Annotated in this window: 20 protein-coding genes and 1 pseudogene; 10 read left to right on the top strand and 11 right to left on the bottom strand. The window is 52.4% G+C overall.

From position 1 onward, the window contains the following. Positions 1 to 636 precede the first annotated feature (636 nt). The 4 genes and pseudogenes from SIB79_RS02745 to ychF all read right to left on the bottom strand — a co-directional run. Positions 637 to 738: pseudogene (locus tag SIB79_RS02745) on the bottom strand (chlorophyll a/b-binding protein); the annotation flags it as partial. Positions 739 to 901: 163 nt separating this feature from the next. Continuing rightward, positions 902 to 1,105, bottom strand: coding sequence for a chlorophyll a/b-binding protein (locus SIB79_RS02740; RefSeq protein WP_063397986.1), 204 nt, complete (start codon positions 1,103 to 1,105; stop codon positions 902 to 904). Positions 1,106 to 1,116: 11 nt separating this feature from the next. Beyond that, entirely contained in the window at positions 1,117 to 1,260 is a 144-nt protein-coding gene (locus tag SIB79_RS02735; RefSeq protein WP_011130525.1) for a high light inducible protein, read from the bottom strand. 952 nt (positions 1,261 to 2,212) lie between these two features. Next, positions 2,213 to 3,304 (bottom strand): redox-regulated ATPase YchF, encoded by a 1,092-nt coding sequence (gene ychF, locus SIB79_RS02730; protein WP_063403834.1) that lies wholly within the window; start codon positions 3,302 to 3,304, stop codon positions 2,213 to 2,215. Positions 3,305 to 3,458: 154 nt separating this feature from the next. Here ychF and SIB79_RS02725 point away from each other — a divergent pair, with 154 nt between their 5' ends. From SIB79_RS02725 to SIB79_RS02715, 3 genes are all read left to right on the top strand, one after another. Next, on the top strand, positions 3,459 to 4,637 hold the full coding sequence (locus SIB79_RS02725; protein ID WP_155724647.1) for an efflux RND transporter periplasmic adaptor subunit: 1,179 nt from the start codon (positions 3,459 to 3,461) through the stop codon (positions 4,635 to 4,637). 24 nt (positions 4,638 to 4,661) lie between these two features. Beyond that, the gene (polA, locus tag SIB79_RS02720) at positions 4,662 to 7,622 is read left to right on the top strand and encodes a DNA polymerase I (RefSeq protein WP_063403779.1); all 2,961 of its coding nucleotides are present in this window, start codon (positions 4,662 to 4,664) and stop codon (positions 7,620 to 7,622) included. A gap of 396 nt (positions 7,623 to 8,018) precedes the next feature. Further along, positions 8,019 to 8,678 (top strand): Coq4 family protein, encoded by a 660-nt coding sequence (locus tag SIB79_RS02715; RefSeq protein WP_063403778.1) that lies wholly within the window; start codon positions 8,019 to 8,021, stop codon positions 8,676 to 8,678. Between the two features lie 327 nt (positions 8,679 to 9,005). On the opposite strand, the gene SIB79_RS02710 is transcribed toward SIB79_RS02715, so the two are convergent. Next, positions 9,006 to 10,703 carry a hypothetical protein gene (locus SIB79_RS02710; protein WP_413681131.1) on the bottom strand — a complete coding sequence of 566 codons (1,698 nt, stop codon included), beginning with the start codon at positions 10,701 to 10,703 and terminating at the stop codon, positions 9,006 to 9,008. Positions 10,704 to 11,002: 299 nt separating this feature from the next. Here SIB79_RS02710 and SIB79_RS02705 point away from each other — a divergent pair, with 299 nt between their 5' ends. Both SIB79_RS02705 and cysS read left to right on the top strand, forming a co-directional pair. Beyond that, a complete protein-coding gene (locus SIB79_RS02705; RefSeq protein WP_063403776.1) occupies positions 11,003 to 11,416 on the top strand; it encodes a hypothetical protein in 414 nt (137 codons plus the stop codon). A gap of 363 nt (positions 11,417 to 11,779) precedes the next feature. Beyond that, positions 11,780 to 13,315, top strand: coding sequence for a cysteine--tRNA ligase (cysS, locus tag SIB79_RS02700; protein WP_063403775.1), 1,536 nt, complete (start codon positions 11,780 to 11,782; stop codon positions 13,313 to 13,315). A gap of 156 nt (positions 13,316 to 13,471) precedes the next feature. Here the strand turns inward: cysS and SIB79_RS02695 are convergent, their stop codons facing one another. Then, positions 13,472 to 14,803 carry a sodium-dependent transporter gene (locus tag SIB79_RS02695; protein WP_063403774.1) on the bottom strand — a complete coding sequence of 444 codons (1,332 nt, stop codon included), beginning with the start codon at positions 14,801 to 14,803 and terminating at the stop codon, positions 13,472 to 13,474. Positions 14,804 to 14,881: 78 nt separating this feature from the next. On the opposite strand from SIB79_RS02695, the gene SIB79_RS02690 reads away from it, so the two are divergent. Both SIB79_RS02690 and SIB79_RS02685 read left to right on the top strand, forming a co-directional pair. After that, positions 14,882 to 16,135 (top strand): 1-deoxy-D-xylulose-5-phosphate reductoisomerase, encoded by a 1,254-nt coding sequence (locus SIB79_RS02690; protein ID WP_063403773.1) that lies wholly within the window; start codon positions 14,882 to 14,884, stop codon positions 16,133 to 16,135. Then, entirely contained in the window at positions 16,132 to 16,479 is a 348-nt protein-coding gene (locus tag SIB79_RS02685; protein WP_063403772.1) for a (2Fe-2S) ferredoxin domain-containing protein, read from the top strand. Before SIB79_RS02690 ends, SIB79_RS02685 begins: the two co-directional genes overlap by 4 nt. Before the next feature lie 19 nt (positions 16,480 to 16,498). Here the strand turns inward: SIB79_RS02685 and SIB79_RS02680 are convergent, their stop codons facing one another. Genes SIB79_RS02680 through SIB79_RS02665 form a run of 4 tightly spaced genes read right to left on the bottom strand, consistent with a single transcriptional unit; the run spans position 16,499 to position 20,478 of the window. Next, positions 16,499 to 17,611, bottom strand: a complete 1,113-nt coding sequence (locus SIB79_RS02680; RefSeq protein WP_081215663.1) for an alpha/beta fold hydrolase — start codon at positions 17,609 to 17,611, stop codon at positions 16,499 to 16,501. After that, positions 17,592 to 19,031: an NAD(P)(+) transhydrogenase (Re/Si-specific) subunit beta gene (locus SIB79_RS02675; RefSeq protein WP_063403771.1), complete on the bottom strand. Its 1,440-nt coding sequence runs from the start codon at positions 19,029 to 19,031 to the stop codon at positions 17,592 to 17,594. Before SIB79_RS02675 ends, SIB79_RS02680 begins: the two co-directional genes overlap by 20 nt. Then, positions 19,031 to 19,336 carry an NAD(P) transhydrogenase subunit alpha gene (locus SIB79_RS02670; RefSeq protein ID WP_011130536.1) on the bottom strand — a complete coding sequence of 102 codons (306 nt, stop codon included), beginning with the start codon at positions 19,334 to 19,336 and terminating at the stop codon, positions 19,031 to 19,033. Before SIB79_RS02670 ends, SIB79_RS02675 begins: the two co-directional genes overlap by 1 nt. Then, the gene (locus SIB79_RS02665) at positions 19,336 to 20,478 is read right to left on the bottom strand and encodes a Re/Si-specific NAD(P)(+) transhydrogenase subunit alpha (protein WP_196757620.1); all 1,143 of its coding nucleotides are present in this window, start codon (positions 20,476 to 20,478) and stop codon (positions 19,336 to 19,338) included. Before SIB79_RS02665 ends, SIB79_RS02670 begins: the two co-directional genes overlap by 1 nt. A gap of 125 nt (positions 20,479 to 20,603) precedes the next feature. Between SIB79_RS02665 and SIB79_RS02660 the strand changes: the two genes are divergently transcribed. Beyond that, the gene (locus tag SIB79_RS02660; protein WP_041384487.1) at positions 20,604 to 21,182 is read left to right on the top strand and encodes a hypothetical protein; all 579 of its coding nucleotides are present in this window, start codon (positions 20,604 to 20,606) and stop codon (positions 21,180 to 21,182) included. Between the two features lie 6 nt (positions 21,183 to 21,188). Here the strand turns inward: SIB79_RS02660 and SIB79_RS02655 are convergent, their stop codons facing one another. Then, positions 21,189 to 21,365 carry a hypothetical protein gene (locus SIB79_RS02655; RefSeq protein WP_196757619.1) on the bottom strand — a complete coding sequence of 59 codons (177 nt, stop codon included), beginning with the start codon at positions 21,363 to 21,365 and terminating at the stop codon, positions 21,189 to 21,191. Between the two features lie 124 nt (positions 21,366 to 21,489). On the opposite strand from SIB79_RS02655, the gene SIB79_RS02650 reads away from it, so the two are divergent. Beyond that, positions 21,490 to 22,911: a DEAD/DEAH box helicase gene (locus SIB79_RS02650; protein ID WP_413681171.1), complete on the top strand. Its 1,422-nt coding sequence runs from the start codon at positions 21,490 to 21,492 to the stop codon at positions 22,909 to 22,911. A gap of 94 nt (positions 22,912 to 23,005) precedes the next feature. Beyond that, positions 23,006 to 23,254 carry a hypothetical protein gene (locus SIB79_RS02645; protein WP_063403831.1) on the top strand — a complete coding sequence of 83 codons (249 nt, stop codon included), beginning with the start codon at positions 23,006 to 23,008 and terminating at the stop codon, positions 23,252 to 23,254. Positions 23,255 to 23,279: the final 25 nt, after the last annotated feature.

Here is a 23,279-nt window from a genome sequence, read left to right as displayed (position 1 = left end):
TGGAATGAAGATGCGCGGCAAGATGGCTTAGTTTTGAAGGATTTACAAGCTGAACCTATCAAGCTAACATTCTGTTAAATAGAATCTAAAAGGTCTAAAAAGGTTATTGAAAGCCTAACATTCAAAACCATTTTCTATCCAATTGGATTAGTAACCTCTCTGGTATAACGCAAGCCAAGCCTGAAAAAGGTTTATTTAAGAGCAATCAGAGCTGAGTTAGCACAATCAATCCCACCTCAGCAGCCATTGCAAGGGTAATACAAACTCATCAAAGCAACGAGCTTCTCTTGAAGAAACCTCCAAGAAGATTGGATACCGTTAATGAAAAAGGTAAGTAACAACCAAGCCTTGAATTGATCGTCTAAACAAAACTATCAATACATACTCAACAGACTATCCTTAATAGCTAGAGGCCCTAGTCCAAAGAAGAGGAGCGGCCTCTAGCTAAAAAGAATTTTTCAAAAGATGCCCGGAATAATCCAGCCAGTCAGTGCATAATCATAGCGATTAGACCTTTTAACAAGCCTTTTCGTGAATTTCTTGAGAGAGTTAAGGGGATTGAATTCCATAATAAGTAAGAAGAGATTATTAATGCCCTAAAGTTTTCACTTAAGGGCATTAATGTCTATAAATTGCTTAAAATAATCCAGGGATAATCTGCCCTGTAGCAGCATAACTGGCGAGTGCTCCAATAAAGCCAATCATTGCCCAGCGCCCGTTTTGTAGCTCTGCATTTTCATTCATGATGATTGAGAGGTAGAGGAATTGTGTAAGGAAAAGTCAGGAAAGGCAAAAAGTCTTCATGCCAATTGGCAATCAGACAAGAAGGACAGTCAATGGCATATTCTCCGCTAATCCACTGTTTAAAAAAGATGATTAGCCTGAATAATGATCATTAAAATCAAAAAATGCCGGGTAAGATTTGCCCTGTGAACAAATAAGCCACGACAGCAGATAAGAAGCCAATCATTGCCCAACGTCCGTTGGCCAGTTCTGCTTCTTTACTAAAAGCGGTGTATTCAGGATCAATTTGCATGCGAGGTTCGCTTGCATACATGTTCTGACGTCCACCGTCTTCAGTGATGACATTTGTAGAAGAAGTCATGATCTTTCTGCTTAAACCACACCAGGAATAATTTGGCCTGTCGTTAGATAGGCTCCGACCGCAGCCCAAAATCCCATCATTGCGGCCATTCCATTAACACGCTCAGCGGTTAACTTCTGATTTTCGACCCTATTGGTCTTGGGTGTTTTTTTCATAAGAAGGAATTTGAGTTCAGGTCCCTTTGATCACGAAGACCAGCGCTCCGGCCTTCGTTACAAAAGCTTAACACAAAAGGTTGCGAAGTGTGACGATCCTGTTTGCAGGGGCAGGTTCACCGGCTTAAAGCTCTCAAAACTCCCTTTAGATCAGGGTATTTACATGCCTATATCTTATCACCAAGCTCTCAAATTAATGCATTAAAAGAAGAAAATTTTAGAAATATGCGCGAATTTATATTACTAAGATGTTTTTTTTGGACGCCTTGGCTCATATGATCTCAATCATTCATGGCAGTCTCAATGACTCCTTATCAACATTTAGTGATGTAAACATCACCAAGCCTATTGGATTTGAATTCTTCTCACTATTCTTGTAAGAGAGTTTAGAAACTTAAGCCTCTATCATTTCTCTATCTAACTCAATATAGAGGCAGGCGACTAATGAATGCTCAAAAGAGCACTCCGTCCATGCTTGCTCAACCGCTCTCTCAATTTTAGAACTTGCATCAAAGCCTCAAAAGGCTTGGACTGCACAAGCCTGAATCAAGCAAAATCCCACGGCCTCCAAAGCTTTAGGTGTAAACACCTAGGCGCCGCTTGATATGGGCCGTAATTGGAAGAATTTATTTCAAAGCCCTCCCTAGTCTCTTGAAAGAGCTATTCCATAGATACTGGCATTTGGCTGATGGCGACAGGCTCATCACATTCAACAAACTGGCAAGAAGCGTTTATTGGTGCTCTTACCACCTGTTCAAGTCTTTTAAATTACCGTTTGCCAGGTAGATCATCTATGCGAGTTCAGCTTAGTGAATTCAGAACTCAAGGTGAACTGAATAGAAATTAGATTGACTTGATCAATCAACAAACCAAGAGTTTTGCTTACCTTCAGGGCTATGGTTTGGTTTGCTTTTTTTGGTCGAATAGAAAGTATGCCCCAGAAAAATAAAAACTAGACGTTAAAGAGAAACTCCATAACATCACCCTCCTCTACGACGTAGTCCTTACCCTCACTACGCAGCCAGCCCTTGTTGCGTGCTTCAGCAAAGGAACCGGCCTCAAGCAACTTCTGGTAAGCAATGGTTTGAGCACGTATGAAACCACGCTCGAAGTCAGTATGAATCACACCAGCTGTCTGCGGCGCCGTCATGCCGGCCTTAAACGTCCAAGCACGGGTTTCCTTCTCCCCTGTGGTGAAGTAAGTACGAAGACCTAGAAGCCGATAGGTCGCCTTGATCAAACTCTTCAACCCCCCCTCACTCACTCCGAGGCCTTCAAGGTAATCAATACGCTCTGCTTCGCCGAGTTCAATTAACTCAGCCTCCACCTGGGCTGAAATCCGCACGCATTCAGCATCCTCACGCGTCGCCAAGGTCGTCACCTCCTCACAGAAGGCATTGCCGTCGGAAAGATCATCTTCGCTCACATTGGTGGCGTAAATGATTGGCTTAGCCGTTAGCAGGCCAAGCGGTTTAATCATCTTTGCTTCTTCATCACTGAGCTCTACAGCACGAGCAGCACCACCTTGCTCAAGCACAGATTGAATCCGCTCAAGCGCAGCATCTTCGAGCTGGGCGTCATTGCTTGTGCGCGTCTGTTTTTTCAAGCGCAAGCGCCGTTTCTCGATCTGACTGAGATCGGCAAAGCCGAGTTCAAGGTTGATGACCTCAGCATCCCTAGAAGGGCCAACTGATCCAGAGACATGGATCACATCCTCGTCTTCAAAGCAACGCACCACATGCACGATGGCGTCAACCTCGCGAATATTGGCAAGAAATTTGTTGCCCAACCCCTCTCCCTCACTAGCCCCCTTGACCAAACCAGCGATATCAACAAACTCCATGCGCGTTGGAATCAGCTCCTTGCTCTTGCTTAGATCGCAAAGCAGCTGCAACCGCTCATCAGGTACCGCAACACTGCCCACATTCGGTTCAATGGTGCAGAAGGGAAAGTTGGCAGCTTGAGCCTGCGCGTTGGCCACAAGTGCATTGAAAAGCGTGGACTTACCCACATTTGGCAGTCCAACAATTCCGGCTTTAAGCATGGGGGCAAATCTAGCTGTGCCAATGCCAGAAACCATTACAAAAGCAAGATGGCACTGCACAACAACGATAAAGACGCTTGGCAGAGACGTAATCGTGCCTTGCTGCAGTCAGGCACGCTGACCAGCGAGACTGCTTGACATCGTTGGTGGGTTGATGGCCAGTACAAAGGCCTCGCCCATATCGGAACATCAGGAGCAGAGATTGGTCCATCTCACACAACTCAAAGGTGCTTTAGGGCAACGCAAACGCTTGATCAGCCTCAGTGCAGCTGTGGTGCTAATCACCGCAGGGGGTATGGCATGGAGGTTCAGCCCCCAGCAGCGCTTGGGTCGCGATCTCAGCAATTACACCGTAGAAACCGAGAGGGGCACCCTTCCTGGGATCGTGAGCGCCAACGGCGAATTGCAGGCAAAGCGGAGCGTGAATGTCAGTCCCAAAAAAGCAGGTTTGCTGAAAGAGCTCTATGTCGATCAAGGCGACGAGGTCAAAAAGGGAGAGGTGCTCGCTCGCATGGATAGTGGCGACTACAACGACCGCTTAGATGAAGCGAAGGCCCTTGAAAGAAAAGAGCAAGCTGAATACGAAACGAGAAAAGCAGACCATGAGCGGCGCGACAACCTCTACCAACAAGGAGCCATCTCAGCCGACGACGCGAGCAAATATCGCCGCCTCTACCTGACCAGCCGCGCCAACCTTGCCGCCGCACAAGAGCGTGTTCAACAACGCATTACTGAAGGGAGCGAACTGCTGATCAGAGCACCCTTCAGTGGTGTGATCACAGCCCGTTATGCGGAGCCAGGAGCCTTTGTGACCCCAACAACAGCAGCCTCTGCAACTGCCGGCGCCAGCAGCTCCTCCCTGGTTGAACTCTCAGAAGGAATGGAGGTGAACGCCAAAGTGCCCGAAAGCGACATCGGCCGCATCCGCATCGGCCAAAATGCCAGCGTGCGTGTTGACGCCTTCCCAGAACAACGTTTTATGGCCCGCGTCAGCGAGATCGCCCCGAGGGCAGCAAAAACTGAGAATGTCATCTCTTTCGCAGTCAAGCTCAACCTGATCAAGCCTTCGCCCCAACTGCTGATAGGCATGTCCGCAGACGTGGATTTTCAAACGGGCAAGACTGCACCCAGCACGTTGGTTCCCACCGTGGCGATTGTGACTGAAAAGGGCAAACCTGGAGTGCTTCTGGTGGGCCAAAAAAATCAACCACGCTTTCAAGCGGTGGAACTAGGCACCAGTAGTGGCAGCAAAACAGCCATCCTGAGCGGGCTCAAGCCCGGCACACGCATCTTTATCGATCTGCCCCCTTGGGCCAAACCAAAACGCGACTGATGCCAACCCCCATCAAACCGCCCCATGCCTGAGGCTGCTAACAAGCCACTGTTGCTGCTGGTGGATGGCCATTCGCTGGCCTTCCGCAGCTTTTATGCCTTCAGCAAAGGTGGCGAAGGGGGATTGGCCACAAAAGACGGTACCCCTACCAGCGTTACCTATGGCTTCCTAAAAGCCCTGCTGGACAACTGCAAGGGTCTTAGCCCGCAAGGGATTGTGATCGCCTTTGATACAGCTGAGCCAACCTTCCGCCATCAAGCAGACGTCAACTACAAAGCCAATCGTGATGTTGCGCCAGACATTTTTTTCCAGGACCTCAAACAACTGCAAGAGATCCTTGAAAACAACCTGCAACTTCCCCTTTGCCTTGCCCCTGGATATGAAGCCGATGATGTGCTCGGCACCCTCGCCAACCAAGCGAGCAGAGATGGTTGGGGTGTACGCATCCTCTCCGGCGACCGTGACCTCTTTCAGCTGGTTGATGATCAGCGCGACATTGCCGTGCTCTATATGGGTGGTGGACCGTACGCCAAAAGCAGTGGTCCCAGCCTGATCGATGAAGCTGGGGTGCTCAGCAAACTTGGAGTCGTCCCAAGCAAGGTGGTTGAGCTCAAGGCCCTCACTGGCGACAGCTCTGACAACATCCCCGGGGTCAAAGGTGTGGGTCCTAAAACAGCCATCACCCTTCTTAAGGAGAATGGCGATCTCGATGGCATCTACAACGCGCTGGCTGAAGTGGAAGCAGAAGGCGAGAAAGCCAGCCGCGGTGCCATTAAAGGAGCACTCAAAAGCAAGCTCAGCAACGATCGTGATAACGCCTATCTGTCGCTCCATCTCGCAGAGATCCTGGTCGATATCCCCCTACCAAAAGCGCCACGCCTAGAGCTAGGCAGCGTTGACAACGATGGACTCGCTGACCGCCTGAGCGCCCTGGAACTCAACAGCCTGGTGCGCCAAGTACCAAGTTTCGTGGCCACCTTCTCCAGCGGGGGATTCAAAGCCAATCGCCACGAACTTGAACCATCCAAATCGACAACAAGCGCAGCAGAACCTGAATCTTCAACAGAAACAAAGGCTTCAAACGACAACGAACAACCGGAGCTACAACCACAACTGATTACCAATCCAGAAGAGCTGCAAGAGCTTGTCAAACGGCTGATGGGCAGTCGAGATCGCCTCAAACCAGTGGCAATCGACACAGAAACAACCGCCCTCAACCCCTTTTGCGCCGAACTGGTGGGCTTAGGCGTCTGTTGGGGTGAGGGGCTGCAAGACCTGGCCTACATCCCGATCGGGCACCATCCGCCTGCCGCACTACTGGATGCAGACGCTGCATGCCAACTCCCCCTAGAGGCTGTGCTCAAAGCGATAGCTCCTTGGTTGGCGAGTAACGACCACCCCAAAGCACTGCAGAACGCCAAATACGACAGGCTCATCCTTTTGCGCCATGGACTCGCCCTCGAGGGGGTCGTGATGGACACGTTGCTGGCCGACTACCTCCGTGATGCCGCCGCCAAACACGGCCTGGAAGTGATGGCAGAACGTGAATTCAAGATCACGCCAACCGGCTTCAGCGAGCTGGTTGGCAAGGGCCAAACCTTTGCTGATGTCGCAATCCCAACGGCCAGCCTCTACTGCGGCATGGACGTGCATCTCACCCGACGACTTGCCATCCGACTGAGAGCGCAACTTGAGAACATGGGAACCAAGCTGCTTCCCCTACTGGAGCAAGTTGAGCAACCCCTAGAACCGGTTTTGGCGCTGATGGAAGCCACCGGTATCCGCATCGACCTCCCTTATTTAAAGGAACTCTCGGTTGAACTTGGCAACACCCTCGAGAAACTTGAGCAACAAGCCCAAGAGGCTGCAGGGGTGAACTTCAATCTGGCCTCCCCCAAGCAATTGGGAGAACTGCTATTCGAAACACTTCGGCTCAATCGCAAAAAATCCAGGCGCACCAAAACGGGCTGGAGCACCGATGCCAACGTGCTGGAAAAACTCGAAGCTGATCATCCCGTGGTGCCGTTGGTGCTGGAGCACAGGATCCTGAGCAAATTACGCAGCACCTACGTGGATGCCCTGCCGCAGCTAGTTGAATCAGAGACCGGCAGGGTTCACACCGACTTCAACCAAGCCGTTACCGCAACAGGCCGGCTGAGCAGTAGCAACCCCAACCTGCAAAACATCCCAATCCGCACAGAATTCAGCCGGCGTATCCGCAAAGCCTTCCTGCCTCAGCAGGGCTGGCAGCTGCTCAGTGCTGACTACTCACAGATTGAGTTGCGCATCCTCACCCACCTCTCTGGAGAGGAGGTTTTGCAAGAAGCCTTCCGCAATGGCGATGACGTGCACGCTCTCACCGCAAGGCTGCTGCTGGACAAAGCTGAAGTCAGCTCTGATGAACGTCGACTCGGCAAAACCATCAACTTCGGCGTGATCTATGGCATGGGCGCCCAACGCTTTTCACGTTCAACCGGCCTTAGCCAAGCGGAGGCCAAAGACTTCCTTAGCCGTTACAAACAGCGCTACGCGAAAGTGTTTACCTTCCTCGAACTGCAAGAGCGGCTTGCACTCAGCAAAGGCTATGTAGAAACCCTGTTAGGGCGGCGGCGGCCCTTCCATTTCGATCGCAACGGATTAGGCCGATTGCTGGGCAAAGATCCAATGGACATTGATCTCGACGTAGCCCGCCGCGGTGGCATGGAAGCCCAACAGCTCAGGGCGGCAGCCAATGCACCAATCCAGGGTTCCAGTGCCGACATCATCAAAGTGGCGATGGTGCAGTTGCAACAACAGCTAACGGCAGCAGATCTACCGGCACGCCTGCTGCTGCAGGTGCACGACGAACTGGTGTTAGAAGTAGACCCCACCGCACTTGAAGATGTTCAGCAGTTGGTGATGCAAACGATGGAAAAGGCTGTTGAGCTGAGCGTGCCACTCGTGGTGGAAACAGGCATTGGAGATAACTGGATGGACGCGAAATAAAAACCTCAACAGACAAAAAACTAGACGGCAGTTGACCTCCATCAACAAGGCCAAGCAAACACTTGTTTGTATCAATTCAGAGCATGCGTTTAAGCAATAAAAAGGCCCGCTAAGCGAGCCTTGCAATAGATCTAAATCTGTGGATCTACTAAATCTGTGGATCTAAATTGATGGTTCATCCAAACAATAAAATCGCAAGCCTGAGAGAGAAAGTCTTGGGTACTACAAGCCAAAAAGGCAGCCCAGCAATAGTTTTAGAGTTGACTAGATATTCTTAAATTGAACGAAGAATAGATTTGTTAGAATCAACTCTTCCATAATCCTCATCCAATATGCCTGAAAAGAACTAGCCATATTCCCTGATTCAATAAAACCCTCCACAAGGCAATCCTGCTGATGAATCTCAACCTGCGCAAACGACTGCAAAACCTAAAGCTTGTAGCCGGTCTGGCCAACTTTTTAAAAGATCCTGGCCTGGACAGCGTGTTTGCAGTTGCAGGCAGTCTTCAAGACAGCCCCCTGGCCGAGAAGATGGAACGCCACCTGATGGCGAATGTACGCTTTAAGGCCATCGTTGACGAGGGTTGGCGGCCAAAACCGATAGACCTCAACGATCTGCAGAAGCTTCCGAAAGGAAGCCTTGGCCGCAGCTACGCCGATCAACTCCTCAGCCAAGGCATCGATCCAAATGCGCTGATTGATCCAACACCTGTGACTTCCCCCAAGGAGTTCATCGTGCATCGCCTCAAGGAAACGCACGACATCGTTCACGTGCTAACAGGCTTCGGTATCGATGGGGTCAGTGAGCTTGGCCTGCAAGGGTTCAACCTTGCTCAGAACCATTCACCCCTGGCCGTGATGTTGATCTTTGGCGGCATGCTCAACGCACTGCAAGACGATGAGCCGCTTGGCCCGCTGCTTCAGGCTCTAAGCCAAGGCTTCCAGATGGGACTGGATGCTGATTTAGTTATTGCTCACAAACTTGAAGAAGGCTGGGAGCGGCCACTTGTGCAATGGCGCGAAGAACTAAGGCTGCCTTATGCCAACGCGAGCTAAGAATCAGACTGCGCCGAACACCACAAAGGCAACACATTCACGCAATCGACCGTACGTCAAGGTTGCTATTGCTATCGCTTTCTTTCCTGAGTTGGTGATGTAACCCTACTCATCTTCCAATCTCAATGAGCCAACATCCATTTTCAGCAAGGATCAAAGGCTAAATCTAAGCAATAAAAAAGGCCCGATTAGCGAGCCTTTCAAGAGATCTAATCAGTAGATTTAAATAATTAGGTGTTGTTACTGCATCAATTGCTGGATTAGCCACAACAGCAACAGTTGCAGTTGTGGCTGTACCTGTAGTTTTAGCTGTACTTGGAATTTAGATTACATTTGGGAAACATTAAAACTAGTAGTAAGATTAATACCTAAAGTTTTCAGAACAGGATCTGAAAGGCCTGCCTTAGCATCGTCACTAACGAATTCCGCTAGACCAGAATTAGCCAAAGTATTTAATTGATTATTAGTCATGTTACCTATGGTAACAGAATTTAACGCCCGAACCGTATCGGTTTCCAGACCTTTTATTACTCCATCTGAGAGTGATTCCAACTTATCTCCAATACCTTCCATGAATGCTGCAGTCACACCTTCTGCTTGATCCGCATCAATCGCTTCAATAAAACCGTCGTCTAGGTTTTCAAGATTGTCAGCTTCACCTAAGCCAGTCAATTGGTCAACATCAAGACGTCCTGCGAAATCAGCATCTAAAGCCTCAACAAGATTATCGTTCAGATCCTTGAATACATCACCAGAAAGATTCTCAACTTTATCTCCGATAGCATCGATGAAGTCCATCGTTAAACCTCTTGCTTGATCCTCACCAATCCCTGAGACCGCATCTTTAGATAATAAAGCAACAGTCTCTACATCCATCTTTCTAAGTTGCCCCTTCTTCAAGCCACTCATATTCTCAGCAGTGATGCCTTCAATAATTGAATCATCAAGTTTGTCAAGTACTTTCCCGATGCCTCTAAATGCATCCTCCCCTTCTCCAAGTGCATCCAATGCATCTTCACTTAAGTCGTTAATGAAATCAGCGCCAAACACCGACTTAATTTGATCACCCCTCAGGCCTTTGGCAGCTTCTTCACTATTTTTAATGAGCTCAATCTTATCATCATCTAAACCCTTAAGAGCATTTACCTTTAATCCACCGAGCTGGTCAGCGTCGATATTTTCAAACACCTCTTCTCCCAATAGATCAAGGGTTTTATATTTAAATCCCTCAACTCCCTCCCCTGTCATTTCTTCGAACTCTTCCACACCTATCTCAGCAATTAGCTCTGGATCTAACTGCTCAACTTGATCGCCAATAAAACCTGCGAAAGCATCAGCAGCTAGTTCCTTGAACTGATCTTCAGTGAAGGCAGCAATCACTTTTGGATCGATTGCAGCTAGCCCTTCCGGCTTAAATCCGGCAAATGCTTCCTTTGCCATCTCTTTCATCTGATCCTTATCAATTCCAGCAAAAGCCAGTGGAGCCATCTCTTTCATCTGATCTGCATCAAAAGCAGCAAATACTTCAGGAGCCATCTTCGCCATCTGAGCTGGCTTGAATCCAGCAAAGGCTGCTGGAAGCATCTCCTTCATCTGCTCTGGCTTGAATCCAGCGCACGCGTCAGGAGCCATCATCATCATCTGCTCTGGCTTGAATCCAGCAAAGGCTGCTGGAAGCATCTCCTTCATCTGCTCTGGCTTGAATCCAGCAAAGGCCCCTGGATCCATCTGAATCATCTGCTCTGGCTTGAATCCAGCAAATGCTCCTGGATCCATCTCCTTCATCTGCTCTGGCTTGAATCCAGCAAATGCTCCTGGATCCATCTCCTTCATCTGCTCTGGCTTGAATCCAGCAAATGCTCCTGGATCCATCTCCTTCATCTGCTCTGGCTTGAATCCAGCAAATGCTCCTGGATCCATCTGAGCCATCTGATCTGACTTGAATCCAGCAAATGCTCCTGGATCCATCTGAGCCATCTGATCTGGCTTGAATCCAGCAAATGCTCCTGGATCCATCTGAGCCATCTGATCAGCCTTGAATCCACCAACTGCATCAGGGGTAAACGCCGCAGCCTGGTTGGCATCGAATCCACCAAAGGCCGTCGGGGCCATGTCCTTCATCTGATCAGCCTTCAATCCACCAACTGCGTCAGGGGTAAACGCCGCAGCCTGGTTGGCATCGAATCCCTTAACCACATCAGCACCAAAATTCCCCATTTGGGCACCACCAACTTGCGCTGCAGCTACGCCGCCAACAGCCCCTGCTTTTGATGCATCTCCTGTTGTCCTCGAAATGGGGGCTCCAGGATTTGGAGTTGGATTAGGTGTCCCAGGATTTGGAGTTGGATTGGGTGTCCCAGGATTTGGAGTTGGATTGGGTGTCCCAGGATTTGGAGTTGGATTGGGTGTCCCAGGAGTTGGATTGGGTGTCCCAGGAGTTGGATTGGGTGTCCCAGGAGTTGGAGATGGACCTGGATCTGGAGATGGACCTGGATTTGGATTTGGAGATGGAGATGGATCTGGATTTGGAGATGGAGATGGGTCTGGATTTGGAGATGGAGCTGGACCTGGAGCTGGACCTGGTGATCCGTGGTCTCCTCCGTGGGCAGCAGTACGTCTCCAGTCTTCAGCTGCCTGCCTTATTTGCGCTAAATGCAGACGGAAAGCAGCTGTGTCTCTCATTCGAAAAAAAATTATCTATTTCCGTTTTTAGCCACCTACAGCAATCGTGTCAATAAAGAATTAACCAAAATCAGCAAGACTATTTTTAGACTTTCTTTAACTTTGTCGATTTACTTGCCGCCAAAGGGCTTTCAACTGTAATTAGCCATAGAGTTCATGCAAAATGAATGGCGGATTCACACTTATAATTAATAGCTTCAGCAAAAAATCCAAAGCAAGCTGATTTTGCTCTCTCAATCAAAACAATAGAAACACTTTGAACTCTTAGCCAGGAGTCAATTCAGCTGCGATTAAACCAAGAAAAGTATTTATTATCAGCAGCATGAGCATGCTCCTTGAGCCTCACAGCGAGCCACTCGAGCTAAAAAAAGCGTTAGCAGCAATTGAATCGAAGCGATATCAGGGCAAGTGGAGAACGTATGGCCCTAGCCTCAAAACAAACTCCAGCCCTACCAGTGTCACTGCGGCTCACAAACACCCTCACCCGCCGCACGGAACCCTTCACTCCGCTCAAGGACGGGCACGTCAGCATTTACTGCTGCGGCGTCACGGTCTACGACCTCTGCCATCTCGGTCATGCCCGCAGCTACATCGCCTGGGATGTGCTGCGGCGCTATTTGATCTGGCGTGGCTACGCAGTCACCTTCGTGCAGAACTTCACGGATATCGACGACAAAATCCTCAAGCGTGCCGCTGAAAAGAAATGCTCCATGGAGCAGATCAGCGCACAAAACATCAAAGCCTTCCATCAAGACATGGATGCCCTAGGCATCCTGCGGCCCGATCGCATGCCCCGTGCCACACAATGCCTAGACGGGATACGCACCTTGATCGGAGAATTAGAAGCCAGTGGGGCTGCCTACTCCGTCGATGGCGATGTCTACTTCGCCGTGATGAAACATCACGACTATGGCAAGCTCAGTGGTCGTGATCTCAATGAGCAGCAGCAAAACGCCGATGGTCGTGTGGCCGATGCCGAAGAGGCGCGCAAGCAACACTCCTTTGATTTCGCACTATGGAAGGGAGCTAAAAGCGGAGAGCCAAGCTTTCCCTCACCCTGGGGAGCAGGGCGCCCGGGCTGGCATATCGAGTGCTCCGCCATGGTGCGCGAGGAATTGGGCGAAACAATCGACATCCACCTGGGGGGAGCTGACCTGATCTTCCCTCATCACGAAAACGAGATTGCTCAATCTGAAGCAGCTACCGGCAAGCAGCTTGCTCGCTATTGGCTACACAACGGCATGGTGAATGTCGGCGGTCAGAAAATGAGCAAGTCACTCGGCAACTTCACCACGATCAGAGCCCTACTAGAAAGCGGCGTCTCCCCAATGACGCTACGCCTGTTCATCCTGCAGGCCCATTACCGCAAACCGCTCGACTTCACAGCCGATGCCATCAACGCTGCCGCCACCGGATGGAAAGGTCTCAACGCAGCCCTTGGCCTCGGGAACATCTATGGCGAAACCCTGAACTGGCCTGAATGCAAACCCCTGCCACAAGGAGTCATTCAACCCGCCCATTCCTCCAATCAGGAGCAATGCAACGAAATACGTCAACACTTCATCGATGCACTGGACGATGACCTCAATAGCTCAGGGGCCATCGCCGTGCTGTTCGATCTTGCCCGCCCCCTGCGTGCCCTAGCGAACCGCTTGGAGCGTGGTGACACAAAGGCAATTCAAGAAACAGCGCAGCTGAACTTGCTCCCACGTTGGCAACTGCTGGTGGAGCTGGCCAATGTGCTCGGGCTTGAGGCCGAAAAAGCCGCGCAACCAGCCCCCGAGAGAAACAACAGGGTTGATGAAAACCATATCCAACGCGCCATTGCAGCTCGCAAAGAGGCCAAAGCTGCCCGTGATTTCGCCAAAGCCGATCGCATCCGCGACGAGCTGCGCGCCCAAGGGATCGAACTGATCGATAAACCAGGAGGCCTCACAGACTGGATCAGCAGCTGATCATCATCCGCGGAACGTTCTAGTTTTCAACCATCAGCGCCTCGATGAGCGACTTCGACTTCGCCAGCTCTAGGGATACAAACGCTTCAGCCAAATCGACAATGCCACCTCTGCTTTAGAGAACTAAGTCCATGAGCCCCAACCGTGAACGCTTGATCAGGTCCCAGTCCATGTCTGCAGCAGATCCACGACGCTCACGATCAAACCAAAAGCCACAACAGGTGGTGACACCCAACGCAGCATGAACAGCAACAAGCGACTTAACCCAAATGGTGTCTCACAACCAGCGAGATCCTCCTTGAAGCGACGGGGCACCACCCAACCCAACAAAAGAGCCAGCAGTAATCCGCCAAGAATTAACAATAGATTCAGCAAAGAATCCATCCAGCCGAGAACATCCGTTGATGTAGCCGCCGGCAGACCGAGCACAAAAATCACTGCTACAGAAAGCCATACCGCCCGAATACGGCTGCAACCAAAGCGATCGATCAGGCAAGCCACTGGCACCTCAAGCAAAGACACCGCAGAGGTGATCGCAGCGATGTAAGCAAGCGCGAAAAAAAGCACAGCCACAACACGACCAGTGTCTCCGAGAGAAGCCAACCCCGTAGGGATAGAAATGAATAAGGCTCCAACGGTGGAATCGCTGATCACATCCTTGAGAGCAAACGTCATCACCACTGGGAAGGTGATCATCCCTGCCAACAAACCCACGGCTGTATCCATGCTCACCACTGCTACCGCTTCGCGAGGCAGGTGATTGCGGCGATCCAAATAGGCTGCATAGGCAAGGATGCAGCCAATACCAGTGCCAATTGAAAAGAAGGCTTGGTTAAAGGCGTTGCGCACCGTCGTGGTATTGAACAACTGATCAGCGTCCCAGCGGAACAGGAAGGTGTGATAGCCCTGCAAGGCTCCCTCGAGAGTGGACGCCCAACACGCCAGTGCAATCAGCAACAAAAAAAGCAAAGGCAGCCCCCAGCGAGAGAGGCGCTCAATACCACCACGAACACCGGCTGCCACAACCAAAGCAGTAAGCACCAAGCTGACCATCTGACCCCATAGGGCGTTGCTGCCCTTGCTCACGACGCCGAAGAAGCTCTCCGCCTCCGTCATGTCAGCGGGCAAACCCACCAACAGGGCATGAAACAGGGTGTGACCGGTCCAACCCATCAACACGGCATAAAAAGCCAAAATTCCGCAAGGGGCAATCACAAACAGCCAGCCCATCGGTTGCCAGCGGGCCCCAGCTGCTGCAACCGGTGCTAGCAGAGGACTTTTGCCCGTACTGCGGCCAAGCACCATCTCGGCAATCAACACCGGCAGGCAAACCACCAACACAATCACGACATAGAGGAGCAGAAAAGCCGCCCCACCCCCCTGAGAGGATCGATAGGCGAAGCCCCAGAGATTGCCAAGCCCCACTGCACTGCCTGCAGCGGCAAGCACAAAGCCCAAGCCCGATCGCCAATGTTCCCGAACTGCCATGACTGGAGCTCCTTGTTAAGACAAGCTTGCCAGTGTCTGGCCATCTAGTGGGAGACTGGCTTCAACTGCCAGAACAGTGTGAAAGCCATCAGCGTGCTGGGCTCCACAGGTTCGATCGGTACTCAAACCCTCGAGATTGCCGAAGAATTCCCTGAGCGCTTCCGGGTGGTTGCACTCACGGCCGGCACAAACGTCTCTCTTGTCGTGGAGCAGATCCAACGACATCATCCCGAGGTTGTAGCGCTGGCCGACGCGTCGCTACTGCCAGAGCTGAAGCAGCAACTCAACGCACTGCCTAGCGAGCAACAACCACCTCGCTTACCTCAGTTGTTAGCGGGCCCAGAAGGGCTCAATGTGGCCGCCTCATGGGATAGCGCTGATCTCGTGGTAAGCGGCATCGTCGGCTGTGCTGGGCTACTGCCAACACTGGCAGCAATCAAAGCCGGCAAGGATCTTGCCCTCGCCAACAAAGAAACCCTGATCGCTGCAGCACCTGTCGTGCTGCCGGAATTAAAACGCAGCGGCAGCAGGCTGCTTCCAGCAGATTCCGAACACTCGGCCATTTTCCAGTGTCTGCAAGGAACACCCTGGGCGGAAAACGCCCGTCTTTCCACAGGAGTTCCTACCCCTGGACTGCGCCACATCCAGCTCACAGCATCTGGAGGTGCCTTCCGCGACTGGTCAGCAAAAGACCTTGAGAAAGCCACCATTGCCGATGCAACCAGCCACCCCAACTGGAGCATGGGACGCAAAATCACCGTAGATTCAGCCACCTTGATGAATAAAGGGCTAGAGGTCATCGAAGCCCATTACCTCTTTGGCATCGATTACGACCAAATCGAGATCGTGATCCACCCTCAAAGCATCATCCACTCGATGATCGAGCTGGCTGATTCCTCCGTGCTGGCGCAGCTCGGCTGGCCAGACATGAAACTACCTATCCTCTACTGCCTGAGCTGGCCGGAGCGGCTCGAAACTCCTTGGCGGCGACTGAATCTCGCCGAAGTAGGCGAACTCACCTTCCGCGCCCCTGATACCAAAAAATACCCCTGCATGAAACTTGCCTACGCCGCAGGACTTGCCGGCGGAACCATGCCAGCCGTCCTTAATGCTGCCAATGAAGAAGCAGTGGCACAGTTCCTTGAGGAGCGCATCCATTTTCTTGACATCCCGGAAGTGATCGAGGCTGCCTGTGAACGCCACAAGCCCGACCTGCAGACACAACCCCAGCTTGATGACGTGCTTGCCGTCGATGCATGGGCACGCAAGGCAGTACAAGAGCAGGTGAAACGGGGCACCCGTCGCCTACCACTGCCAGCCTTGACAGCATGAATTTCAAGGTGAGTCATCACCTACTTCTTTGCGCCACAGCCACCAAGGCGGCCTGTTGCAGTGCAGATGTCGGCAACGCCAGCTGGGCCAACCTCAAAAAACAAATCAAACATCATGACCTCGAAAACATCGATCGTCCAGAAGGTGTGGTTCTGCGTAGCAAGGTTGACTGTCTTCGCATCTGCAACGACGGACCAATCCTGCTGATCTGGCCAGACGGGATCTGGTATGGCGGAGTGACACCAGAACGAATCGAATCAATCGTGAAAGAGCATGTGCTTGGCGGCCAACCAATTGAAGCCTGGATCATCCGCCGGACCCCTCAGCAGCAGAGACATCCCTGAGTTTTTACTGGGTTTTTAGTCAAGCTCCAAACTTTGACAGCCAACGGGCCACCACCTGATCCCCCCAGCAGCCTCCGATGGCATGGAAACCATTGTGGCCACCGTGAGCTGTCAACAACACTTCGATTCGCTGCTCACTGGATGGAGACATGTTCTCTGCCAACTGTTGAGCGGCTTCTGCTGGCACCCAGGGATCATCTAGCGCTTGGAGGAGCAGTGTTGGCGGCAGGCGGCTGGGGTTCTCAAGCAAGGCGATCAACGGTGAGGCGCCAGCGTAGTAAGCATCAACATCGCCATAACCCCAGCGCGGTGCTGTGATGGCAGCATCAAACTCTCGAATCGTTGCTGGCGGGCTCTTACCGTTCTCCCCATTGAGAACTTCCCTTTCCTGCACAGTCACGCCGAAGGGATCCGCCAAGGTTTGACGAATCAATCGCTGCAGCAACCAACGCTGATAAACCCTATTGCGAGGACGCTCGATTGAGGCACTGCAAGCCGCTAAATCAAGGGGACTACTGGTACAAACCAATCCATCCAAAACCGCTTGGCCAGGCGCGCGCGCGTGGCTTGGCTCAAGACAGGCATTGAGAAGCATCGTGCCCCCAAGGGAAATACCGGCCCCAAGCAGAGGGACTGCCCCTCTCGAAGCAACACCCTCGCGCCCCAGCTGATCACAGAGCTGCCTGGCCCGTAACAACACCGGGCCAAGATCGCTGTTGCAGTCAGCGGCATAGGTCCCTGCTGAGAGATGCCGGCCAGGGTCTGCACCACGCAAATTCAAACGCAGCACAGCGAAACCAGCCGTCTGAAGAGCGCAGGCCATGCGTCGTAGACCTTCACGTCGACTAGAGCCCCCCAATCCATGCAGCAGCAAAACCAAGCCACGCGCCTGGCGGGTGCTTTGAGGGCGATCAAACAAAGCCAATAAATGACCCGAACCCGCCATACCGCTCGGCAAGGCAGGTACTGCAATTTCAATCGCTTCGCCTCGATCACTCGGCAAGCGCATCGGTCTCAGGGTGTCCCTGAGGGTCTGCAAATCACCGCCAAGCCAAGGCAATCTCTGTCTAAAAGAAGGCATCCCGAGCTGCTTCAGCAGCTCGGGATGGGGTTCACCCCTTCTTGCCAACACCAAGCTCCTTTAGTTCAACCAAAAGATCACCCAAAACTTTCTTGGCATCACCAAACACCATGGAAGTGTTGGCAAGTTCAAACAGATCATTCTTAATCCCTGAGTAGCCCGCACTCATGCCCCGCTTCACCACGAACACCGTGCGAGCTTCCTGCACATCAAGCACAGGCATGCCATAAAGAGGTGAACTTGTATCGGTCTTGGCCTGAGGATTCACAACATCGTTCGCCCCTAGCACCAGCACCACGTCAGTGGCTGGGAACTCAGGATTAATCACATCCATCTCCTTGAGCTGCTCATAAGGAACATCAGCCTCAGCCAAGAGAACGTTCATATGACCAGGCATCCGACCAGCAACCGGATGGATGGCATAGGTGACCTCAATTCCAGCTGCCTCCAAAGCACGGGTGACTTCCCTAAGCGTGTGCTGGGCCTGTGCTACAGCCAGGCCGTAACCGGGAACGATGACAACCCGCTCTGCTGCCTCAAGGGTGAGCGCACACTCTTCAGCGCTGCAACTGGTGATGTTTTTATATTCGCCACCGCCGCCAGAAGCAGCGCTTGCTCCTAACGCTCCACCAAACAACACGGATACCAACGAGCGATTCATGCCGTTGCACATCACCTGAGTAAGGATCAGACCAGCAGCTCCAACCATGGCGCCAGCCACAATCAGCAACTGACTACCAACAACGAAACCTGCCGCCGCCGCCGCAACACCCGAATAACTGTTCAAAAGTGAGATCACCACTGGCATATCAGCGCCGCCAATCGGTAGCGTTACGCCGATTCCCAACAAACCAGACCCGATCACCAGCAACCAAAGCGCACTGACGTTGTCGCCACGGCGGCCAAGTTCGATGGCAGCCACTAAAGACATCACAGCAAGCGCAATGTTCACGGCATGCCGAACCCTGCTCTGCATCCAAGGGGGTGTTGACAGCCAGCCCTGCAGCTTTGCCATCGCCACGATGGATCCTGAAAAGGTGATCGAGCCAACAAAAACAGACACCACAATCGAGATGTCTTCAACCACTGCGCTGCCTGCTTCGCCAGCACCAGCGGCTGTCGGGAAGATTGCAACGCCGAGAGCCACCAACAACGACGACATGCCTCCGCAGCCGTTAAACAGAGCAACGGTCTCCGGCATGGAGGTCATCGGCACACGCTGGGCTGTGATCGCACCGAGACATCCACCGACCACCGTGCCGAAGATGATCCAAATCCAGGCTTCAGCAGCGATACCGCTGGTGCCGAGATAGTTCACGATCAAGCCCACCACGGCAAGCGCCATGGCAAAAGCTGCAAGGAGATTGGCCTCACGAGCAGAGCGCACCTTCGAAAGGCCCTTGATCCCAAGGGCAAGGAGTAAAACCGCGACCAGATCAATCGCGAACTTGAGGATCTCAGCAATATTCATCAGTGGTTGTCCTTACGGCGAGCGGACTTGCGGCTGAACATGGCCAGCATCCGATCAGTAACGAGAAATCCGCCAATCACGTTGAACAAGGCGAAACCAAGAGCAACAGCACCCATCGCCAGCAGAGGGATGTTGTTACCGGCCTTGATGATCAGGGTGAGAGCGGCCAACATCGTGATCCCCGAGATCGCATTGGCACCACTCATCAAAGGCGTATGCAAAGTGGGGGGCACCTTGCCGATCAGTTCAAGGCCAAGCAAGCTGCCAAGCAGCAGCACCCAAAGGGCCTCACTCAAGAACGACATCAGTTGGACCCTCCCATGTTGAACACATTGTTATTGCGAATCTCACCGTTGTGACTGATCAGGCATCCGGCAATTAACTCATCCTCAATGTTGAGACTGAGCTGGCCGTCCTTCAAAACGGGCTCCAACAGAGCCACCAAATTGCGGGAGTAAAGAGCACTAGCGTGATTGGGCACACTGCAAGGGAGATCGGAGGCACCGATCAACTTCACGCCGTTGCGATCGACTGTTTCACCAGGAAGCGTATTCGCACAATTTCCACCCTGTTCAACGGCAAGATCGACCACCACAGCTCCTGGGCGCATGCGATCGAGCATGAGATCACTGATCAATCTGGGAGCTTTTCTTCCAGGCACCTGAGCAGTACAGATCACCACATCGGCCTCCGCTAACTGATTGGAGAGCTGCTCACGCTGAGCCGCCAGGAAAGCCTCAGAAGCCTGCTTGGCATAGCCACCAGACTCATCTGGCCTCTGCTCAATCTCAGGGGGATCGATAAAGCGTGCTCCAAGTGACTCCACCTGCTCCTTCACGGCAGAGCGAACATCACTGACGTAGACCACCGCACCCAGCCGCTTTGCCGTAGCAACTGCCTGCAATCCAGCCACACCAGCACCCAATACCACGACCCGTGCTGGCTGCACTGTGCCAGCTGCCGTCATCAACATCGGGAAGTAACGATCAAGGGCAGCTGCAGCCAACAGCACCGCCTTGTAGCCAGCAATATTGGCCTGAGAGGAAAGAGCATCCGCAGACTGTGCCCGACTAATTCTCGGCAGCAGCTCTAGGGCCATCGCTGAGAGCTTTGCTGTCTTCAGAGACGCTGCTAAAGAACTGTTGGAATAGGGCGCCAACAAACCAACAACAAGGGCCCCAGATCGCATCCTTGCCAAAGCACTAGCAGAGGGAGATTGAACGCATAGGACGACATCGGCCTCGCTCCAGGCCTGTGAATCTCCCGGAGCAACCAGCTCCGCACCAATGGTGTTGAAATCACCATCAACAAAACCTGCGGCAAGGCCGGCACCCCGCTCAATGGCAACCTTGCTGCCCAGAGAAAGAAACTTTTTCACCGTGTCCGGCGAAGCCGCAACACGGGTTTCTCCCATCGCCGATTCCAGCTGAATTAAGAGTCTGGGCAAGAGAGAAGACTGGTTTAACCAGGCGAGATTACGGGGTCGACCTCCCGATACCGGGAGCTTTCCTGAAGAAAAGTTTTTTTAGCTGAACTTTTAGCTATGAAGGAGTGTTGACTCCAACTGCCTCAATGGGCCTAACCGCAATCGAATGTCCAGATGGTGTTTGCCATAGCCATCACGGAGGCCATGCCGTGGAGCGCTCCACAATGCAGAACAACCTCCAGGGACACGGGAGAGAATGGTGTGAGCGCCTGGCAGAACGGATCTACGAGATTTCGGTGGATACCTTCTCCCAAACAGTGATGCCGAGCCTCCATTCCGCAGGATGGCAGCGACGCCATTTGGATTGGGAATTCAAGCTCGACAAACAGGAGTCGGAGCCTGACAAGGCTTTGGTAGACGGGATTATCAACGCCACCGAGAGTTTCCTCCGCAGCAGTGAAGTCCACCGACTGTTCATTCAAGAACTGGTTCAGGGAACCTTTGCTGAAGCCGGTTCAGACACCCTGAGGGCATCAGCCGTTCAAAAGCTGATCGAAAACGAATTGCTAACGATGCTCAAGGAGAAAAAGGAGCAATTGCTCGATCGCTTAGCTGGTCAACTCATGGATGAGGCTCAGGGCAACTTCGAGATCGCACACACTGCCGCAAGCGAAGGCCTCAATGAAGTTGAGCACCTGCTCGTAAACCACACCGAAGCGCTCTGAACTCAGTCAGACAATTGGTAACAACTCCTGTTCCATAGCCAAGGCCTCAAGCTTCAACCCTTGGCTATGGAGCCAGCGTGCTCTCAGGATCAGCGGATCAATGTCAAATTCATGGAGCCAGCACTGCGCCAGGCTGCGGCGTTGCTGAAAAATAAACTGTGATGAATGGCGGCGCTTGGCCATGGTGCCAGGGGGCCGAAAACCCCAGAAGCTCTTGGCCAGAAGCTAAAGATGCCAGCAGCGAAATAAATGGTTAGAAAGACCTATCTTCTCGTGCAATGTCATCTCCAAGCCTTCCTTTGAACTGCTGGGAGAGTCCTGCCAGCCCAAAATCCGACCCCGGATTTGGCAGCAACAGCTGATTCAGCTGCTTCGTCGCAGACTGTCTCCACAGGCAATCCAAGGGCGAGATGTGCTTGTGCATGCGGGCCCAGGTGCAGGCAAAACCCTCGGCGCCCTCCTCAGCTTCGAGGCCATGCAGCGAGGGGGTGGCTTAACGCGATTCATAGTTTTTTGCCACCGCAACTCGATCCTGAATCAATGGCACCAAGCATCTAAACAACTAGGACTCAACTTGCAGGACTGGGAAGCCTGCCCAGCACAACCCGAGATCCTCCAACAAGCAGACGGCTGGGCAGTGACCTATCAAGGTGCCGGTCTTCAGTTAGAGACCCTGATAGCAGAACTAAAAGACTGGGCCGGTGACGGCTTACTCGCTATTGCCGATGAAGCCCACCACCTCGGGATGAATCCAGATGAACCTCAGGGGCCAGCCTGGGGACGCACCTTTGTTGCTCTCACTGGCAGCAGCAAAATACGGCTTGGTCTGACTGGCACGCCCTTCCGCGCCGACAATCTGGCCTTCTGTGCAGCCCGAAGAGTGCGCGTAGAAGCCGAGGGAGCTCTGGTGGAGCAGATCAGCCCAGATCTCTGCGTGGAACCCAGTGAGCTGATTCATGCTGGAGATGTGCGCCCCCTCGAATTCCGCTTCCAGGATGGCTGGGTGGAACACAGCCGTCCTGGACAGCCCGATCGAGATGTCTCACCCCTCTCTGCTGAAGTGCGTGAAAGCTGGCGAGCACGCAATCTACGTAGGGCTATTCGGATCTCAGACTCAAGCAGTATTGCCTTGCAACTGTTACTACGTGCACGACGTCAACTTGAGAAGGTACGTCGCCACCATCACGATGCAGCAGGCCTTGTGATCGCTAGAGATATCGAACACGCTGGTGGCATCGCCCAGCTCCTGCAAGAGGAAGGCGATCGTGTCGAGCTGGTGCACTCCCAAGACCGTGATGCCAGTGCTCGCCTGGCAGCCTTCCAAACAAGCAAAGCCGACTGGTTAGTCAGCATCGACATGTGTGCCGAGGGATTCGATGCCCCAAGACTTCGCGTGGTTGCTTATCTCACAACGGTGGTAACGCGCAGCAGATTCATCCAGGGAATCACTCGCGCGGTAAGGATCTCCACAGCAAGAGCATCGTTAGAGCCGGTACCTCGTCACCCTTCCTATGTCTTTGCACCTGCAGATCCCTTACTGATGGGCCATGCCCGAAGCTGGTCGAAGACAGAGCCATATCTCATCAGAGACAGCAAAGCGAAAGCAGAGGAAAACACAACGATGGGTCACTGGCGAGGCCCAAGCCTGCCACTCGAAGCAGTCAACGATGGAGCAGGTGCTGTCATCCGACTACGCACACCAAATCTGCCCAGTTTTTTGCAGCGTTGACGACAACTTTTCCAAAAGAAAAATGCGACGTTCTATAAAATCAAACCAAATACAGACCACTTACATGCAATTCTCTGGCCAATGGGGACCAATCATGAACACAGCTATTCGACGACGTATAAGCGTTTCAACGTGTTGGGCATCCGCCAGAATCGCTTTACTAGACAGCAAAGAGAGCTACGAAGACAGTTACGCCATCACCCAAGAATTCCGCGAGTGGATCACATGTCCAGGTGGACATCACGAACTACTTGAGGCCTCAGTTCTTGCGGTGCCGAACCTTTCCAGCAAAAACCATTCCTACGACAAAACAAGCGACGCAGACGAGGCCCTAGAGATCTAGGCAAATTTAACCAGGGATTTCTGCT

The organism is Prochlorococcus sp. MIT 1342 (genome assembly GCF_047304495.1).
In the GTDB taxonomy this organism is placed as follows: domain Bacteria; phylum Cyanobacteriota; class Cyanobacteriia; order PCC-6307; family Cyanobiaceae; genus Prochlorococcus; species Prochlorococcus marinus_D.
This window is presented reverse-complemented; position numbering and strand designations above follow the sequence as displayed.

Bases quoted from the DNA above. Each gene is read 5' to 3' on its own strand.
- SIB79_RS02740 (WP_063397986.1), bottom strand. From the start codon at position 1,105: ATGACTTCTTCTACAAATGTCATCACTGAAGACGGTGGACGTCAGAAC.
- SIB79_RS02735 (WP_011130525.1), bottom strand. From the start codon at position 1,260: ATGAAAAAAACACCCAAGACCAATAGGGTCGAAAATCAGAAGTTAACC.
- ychF (WP_063403834.1), bottom strand. From the start codon at position 3,304: ATGCTTAAAGCCGGAATTGTTGGACTGCCAAATGTGGGTAAGTCCACG.
- SIB79_RS02725 (WP_155724647.1), top strand. From the start codon at position 3,459: ATGGCCAGTACAAAGGCCTCGCCCATATCGGAACATCAGGAGCAGAGA.
- polA (WP_063403779.1), top strand. From the start codon at position 4,662: ATGCCTGAGGCTGCTAACAAGCCACTGTTGCTGCTGGTGGATGGCCAT.
- SIB79_RS02715 (WP_063403778.1), top strand. From the start codon at position 8,019: ATGAATCTCAACCTGCGCAAACGACTGCAAAACCTAAAGCTTGTAGCC.
- SIB79_RS02710 (WP_413681131.1), bottom strand. From the start codon at position 10,703: ATGGCTCAGATGGATCCAGGAGCATTTGCTGGATTCAAGCCAGATCAG.
- cysS (WP_063403775.1), top strand. From the start codon at position 11,780: ATGGCCCTAGCCTCAAAACAAACTCCAGCCCTACCAGTGTCACTGCGG.
- SIB79_RS02695 (WP_063403774.1), bottom strand. From the start codon at position 14,803: ATGGCAGTTCGGGAACATTGGCGATCGGGCTTGGGCTTTGTGCTTGCC.
- SIB79_RS02685 (WP_063403772.1), top strand. From the start codon at position 16,132: ATGAATTTCAAGGTGAGTCATCACCTACTTCTTTGCGCCACAGCCACC.
- SIB79_RS02675 (WP_063403771.1), bottom strand. From the start codon at position 19,031: ATGAATATTGCTGAGATCCTCAAGTTCGCGATTGATCTGGTCGCGGTT.
- SIB79_RS02670 (WP_011130536.1), bottom strand. From the start codon at position 19,336: ATGTCGTTCTTGAGTGAGGCCCTTTGGGTGCTGCTGCTTGGCAGCTTG.
- SIB79_RS02660 (WP_041384487.1), top strand. From the start codon at position 20,604: ATGGGCCTAACCGCAATCGAATGTCCAGATGGTGTTTGCCATAGCCAT.
- SIB79_RS02655 (WP_196757619.1), bottom strand. From the start codon at position 21,365: ATGGCCAAGCGCCGCCATTCATCACAGTTTATTTTTCAGCAACGCCGC.
- SIB79_RS02645 (WP_063403831.1), top strand. From the start codon at position 23,006: ATGAACACAGCTATTCGACGACGTATAAGCGTTTCAACGTGTTGGGCA.